The organism is Streptomyces sp. NRRL B-24085, from assembly GCF_001282115.1.
GTDB lineage: Bacteria > Actinomycetota > Actinomycetes > Streptomycetales > Streptomycetaceae > Streptomyces.
Genome location: NZ_LJBR01000546.1, coordinates 1 through 2,059, shown reverse-complemented (window position 1 = coordinate 2,059; position 2,059 = coordinate 1). Strand labels below are relative to the sequence as shown.

Annotated in this window: 3 protein-coding genes; all 3 read left to right on the top strand. The window is 72.8% G+C overall.

The window, feature by feature from the left end:
• On the top strand, positions 1–249 hold a 249-nt coding region (locus tag AOJ26_RS39035; RefSeq protein WP_199828919.1), incomplete at its 5' end, for an EboA domain-containing protein.
• On the top strand, positions 249–1,109 hold the full coding sequence (locus AOJ26_RS39030) for a TatD family hydrolase (RefSeq protein WP_053853081.1): 861 nt from the start codon (positions 249–251) through the stop codon (positions 1,107–1,109). The genes AOJ26_RS39035 and AOJ26_RS39030, both read left to right, overlap by 1 nt.
• Before the next feature lie 3 nt (positions 1,110–1,112).
• A partial coding sequence (gene eboE, locus AOJ26_RS39025; RefSeq protein ID WP_053853080.1) for a metabolite traffic protein EboE occupies positions 1,113–2,059 on the top strand: 947 nt, incomplete at its 3' end.

The window sequence follows — 2,059 nt, the reverse complement described above, 5'->3', positions numbered from 1 at the left end:
GTCCTGAAGTGCCTGTTCACCGGCGTGCCCGTCGCCGAGGTGGCCGACCTGCACCGACGGGCCCACGGGGACGGCGAACTGGCCCGCATGCTCGGCGACTACGCCGCCGAACGCACCGCCGCGGGCCGTCCCGTGCCGGAGGACCTGCACCGCGTCCTGACCCTGACCGACCCCACCGCCACCCCACCCGCGCCGGCCGCCGACCACGGCCCCCACCGCGCGGACGGCACCCATGGCAAGGAGTCCTGATGCGCATCTTCGACCCCCACATCCACATGACCTCCCGGACCACCGACGACTACCAGGCCATGCACACCGCCGGCGTGCGGGCCGTGGTGGAACCGTCCTTCTGGCTGGGCCAGCCCCGCACCTCTCCCGCCTCCTTCCTCGACTACTTCGACTCCCTGCTCGGCTGGGAGCCCTTCCGCGCCGCCCAGTACGGCATCGCCCACCACTGCACCCTCGCGCTCAACCCCAAGGAGGCCAACGACCCGCGCTGCCTGCCCGTCCTCGACGAACTGCCCCGCTATCTCGTCAAGGACCAGGTCGTCGCCGTCGGCGAGATCGGCTACGACTCCATGACCCCCGCCGAGGACACCGCCCTCGCCGCCCAGCTCCAGCTCGCCGCCGACCACCGACTGCCCGCCCTCGTCCACACCCCGCACCGCGACAAGCTCGCCGGCCTGCGCCGCACCCTCGACGTCGTCCGTGAGTCCGACCTGCCGACGGACCGGGTCCTGGTCGACCACCTCAACGAGACCACCGTCAAGGAGGCCAAGGACAGCGGCTGCTGGCTCGGCTTCTCCGTCTATCCCGACACCAAGATGGACGAGGAACGCATGGTGGCCATCCTGCGCGACTACGGCCCCGACCGGGTACTGGTGAACTCCGCCGCCGACTGGGGCCGCAGCGACCCCCTCAAGACCCGCAAGGTCGGCGACCTGATGCTCGCCGAGGGCTTCACCGAGGACGACGTCGACCGAGTGCTGTGGCGCAACCCCGTCGCCTTCTACGGACTCAGCGGCCGCCTTGACCTCGACGTGCCGGCCACCGACCCCACCCACGAGGGCAACTCCATCCTCCGGGGCCCGCAGAAGACGGAGGCGTGAGCCATGCGCTTCCGCCACCCCGACGGCACCACCGTCCACCTCGCCTACTGCACCAACGTCCACCCCGCGGAAACCCTCGACGGCGTCCTCGCCCAGCTCCGTGACCACTGCGAACCCGTCCGCCGCCGCCTCGGCCGCGACCGCCTCGGCATCGGCCTGTGGCTCGCCCGCGACGCGGCCCACGCCCTGGTCAGCGACCCCTCCGCGCTGCGGGACCTGCGCTGCGAACTCGACCGCCGCGGCCTCGAAGTGGTCACCCTCAACGGCTTCCCCTACGAGGGCTTCGGTGCCCAGGAGGTCAAGTACCGCGTCTACAGACCGGACTGGACCGACCCCGAACGCCTCGACCACACCGCCGCCCTGGCCCGGGTCCTGACCGGACTCCTCCCCGACGACGTCACCGAGGGCAGCATCTCCACCCTGCCGCTCGCCTGGCGCACCCGCTACGACGACGGCAGCGCCGACAAGGCCCGCACCGCCCTGCGCACCCTCGCCGAACGCCTCGACGCCCTCCAGGAGCTGACCGGCCGCTCCATCCGGGTGGGCCTCGAACCCGAACCCGGCTGCGTCGTCGAGACCACCGCCGACGCCATCGCCCCCCTCACCGCGATCGCCCACGACCGCATCGGCATCTGTGTCGACACCTGCCACCTCGCCACCTCCTTCGAGGACCCGCACACCGCCCTGGACACGCTCACCGCGGCCCGCGTCCCCGTCGTCAAGTCCCAGCTCTCCGCCGCCCTGCACGCCGAACACCCCCACCTGCCCGAGGTCCGCGAGGCACTCGCCGCCTTCGACGAACCCCGCTTCCTGCACCAGACCCGCACCGCCACATCCGCGGGCCTGCGCGGCACCGACGACCTCGGCGAGGCACTCGCGGGCGACGCCCTGCCCGACGGGGCGCCCTGGCGTGCCCACTTCCACGTCCCCCTGCACGCGGCCCCCGCCCC

Bases quoted from the DNA above. Each gene is read 5' to 3' on its own strand.
- AOJ26_RS39030 (WP_053853081.1), top strand. From the start codon at position 249: ATGCGCATCTTCGACCCCCACATCCACATGACCTCCCGGACCACCGAC.